We start from the raw sequence: 2,206 nt of genomic DNA, 5'->3' as shown, positions 1-2,206 counted from the left end.
CTGCTGGTCGCCGATCTGGAAAGCGAAATCGAGCTTTTGTGGATGACGGGTGAACTGCGGCTGGAGCGCCCGACGGTCGAACGCGAAATCGCCTGGGGCCTGCATTTCTTTCGCGAAGTCATCTTCGAGGCGACGCCGCAGCTCTATGGCAAGCTCCAAGGCGCCTTCGAGCGTCACTATCCGGAAGAGCCGATCAGAGTTCCCTCCTTCATGCGCTATGCTTCGTGGATCGGCGGCGACCGCGATGGCAATCCCAACGTGACGGCCGCGGTCACGGCCCATGCCATGGCCGAATACCGCAATACCGCCATAGGCTGGTATCTGGCGCAGGTGCAGCGGCTGGTGTCGGTGCTCAGCGCCAGCTCGAACGTTATCGACCTGCCGGCCAGCTTCGAGCCGGTGCTGCAAACGGCGCTCGATAAAAGCGGACAGGGACACGAGCTCGCCGCCCGCAACCCTGACGAACCACTTCGCCAGTTCGCCTCGGCCCTGCTTGCCCGGCTGATCGCCACGCGGGATGGCGGGACGCCAGCGTACCCCTCGGCGGAGGCGTTTCGGACCGATCTCAACGCCCTGTCTTCAGTGCTCGAAGCGATCGGCGGACGCGCGGTAGCCAGGCGTTTCGTCCAGCCGCTGCTTTGGCAGGTCGGAAGCTTCGGCTTCCGCACGGTTTCGCTCGACGTCAGGCAGAACTCCACGGTCGTCAACCGCGTGCTGGCCGAGCTGTTTGCGCTGACAAATCCCGCTGACCCGGTGGCAGTCGGCACGCCGCTATGGTCGGCGCGCATTCGTGCTGCCTTGAGCCAGGGCGAGCAGCTGAAGATCAACGCAGACCGGCTCTCGCCTGAAGCAGGCGAACTACTTTCGACGTTCTCGGTCATCGCCAGGCACATCTCCGGATCGGATGGCGACGCGGTCGGCGCTTTCGTTCTCAGCATGACCCGCTCGGCCGACGACCTGCTCGCTGTCTATCTGCTGGCGCAATATTGCGGCCTTTCGACCGCGCCCGGTGGCGGCGGCACAATCCGGCTGCGGATCGTGCCCTTGTTCGAGACCATCGCCGATCTGCAGGCCGCCCCGGGCATCCTGAACGGATTGCTCGGCGTTTCGCTGGTGAGGCGCACGGTGCAAGATTTCGGCGCGCGCCAGGAAATCATGCTCGGCTATTCGGACTCCAACAAGGACGGCGGTTTCCTGGCCTCCAATTGGGAACTGGCAAAAGCGCAAAAGCGCCTCGCGGCGATCGGGCGCAAGCACAAGGTCAGGATCAGTTTCTTCCACGGCCGCGGCGGCTCCGTCAGCCGTGGCGGTGCGCCGACCGGGCGGGCAATCGCGGCGCAGCCGGCAGGCACCGTCGCCGGAACCATGCGGGTGACCGAGCAGGGCGAGGTCGTCTCGTCGAAATTCGCCAATCGCGGCACCGGCCTCAACCAGCTCGAGATTCTCGCCGCTGGCGTGCTGGCTCACAGTGTAGGATCGCCCGGCGATGTCGAGCTGAAGGAAGCGCCGGAGTTCGACGAAGCGCTGGAAGCGCTGGCAGGCATGTCGCAGGCATCCTATGCCGGGCTGATGGCCGAGCCCGGCTTCCTCAACTATTTCAACCAGGCGAGCCCGGTCGCGGAGCTGGCGCTCTTGAAAATGGGTTCGCGGCCGGACCGCCGTTTTGGCGCCAGCGGCATCGCCGACCTGCGCGCCATTCCATGGGTGTTCGCCTGGAGCCAGAACCGTCATCTGTTGACCGGCTGGTATGGCATCGGCAGCGCGATGAGCTCCTTCGTCACCGTGCGCGGCGAGGCCGGGCGCGACCTTCTGGCCCGCATGTTCGAGCACTCGCGCTTCTTCCGCCTGATCGTCGACGAGGCCGAGAAGACGCTTTACCAGTCCGACATGGAGATCGCGCGGCTCTACGCCGGCCTGGTGTCCGACAGCGATGCGGCCGGACGAATCCACGCCCGCATCGCCGCTGAATATGAGTTGACGCGACGCCTGATCGGCGACCTCACGGGAGGCGATCTCTCCGCGCGCTTTCCGATGTTCAAGCGGCGTTTCGACAATCTGCGGCGACAGATGGATGACATCCACCGGCTGCAGGTCGATCTGCTGCGTGAAGTTCGCGCCAATACCGGCGCAGCGGATCAAAAGCGGGCGACCGACGCCCTGCTCGTCTCGATCAACTGCATCTCGGCGGGGCTGGGGTGGACGGGGT

1 protein-coding gene is annotated in these 2,206 nt (G+C 65.2%); it reads left to right on the top strand.

Going from position 1 to position 2,206, the window contains the following annotated elements:
• Positions 1-2,206: phosphoenolpyruvate carboxylase (locus EN781_RS31165; protein ID WP_127400660.1), on the top strand; the 2,206-nt coding region annotated here is incomplete at both ends.

Source organism: Mesorhizobium sp. M4A.F.Ca.ET.090.04.2.1, from assembly GCF_003999085.1.
GTDB lineage: Bacteria > Pseudomonadota > Alphaproteobacteria > Rhizobiales > Rhizobiaceae > Mesorhizobium.
Note: the sequence above shows the minus strand (reverse complement) of the source record. Positions and strands in the feature narration are given on the sequence as shown.